Annotated in this window: 1 pseudogene; it reads left to right on the top strand. The window is 28.4% G+C overall.

From position 1 onward, the window contains the following. Window positions 1–229 (top strand): annotated as a pseudogene (locus tag SB679_RS26625) (hypothetical protein); the annotation flags it as partial.

The raw sequence follows: 229 nt of genomic DNA, 5'->3' as shown, positions 1-229 counted from the left end.
CTATAACAGATTTTATCTGCTTACGGCAATTTTAATATCATTATTACTGCTCCATATCAAATTAGAAGATTTTACGATAGAAGTAAATAGTTATATGTATATGCTTCTTGATAAAATTCAGAATTTTAAAACAGAAAAAAAACTAGACAATGGTAACCTTTATTTTAGTATTATTTTTTCAGCTCTGGGACTGGTTTCTCTCTATTTTTTAGGGAAGCTGCTCTATGGG

The organism is Chryseobacterium sp. SIMBA_029 (assembly GCF_046535275.1).
Taxonomy (GTDB): Bacteria; Bacteroidota; Bacteroidia; order Flavobacteriales; family Weeksellaceae; genus Chryseobacterium.
This window is presented reverse-complemented; position numbering and strand designations above follow the sequence as displayed.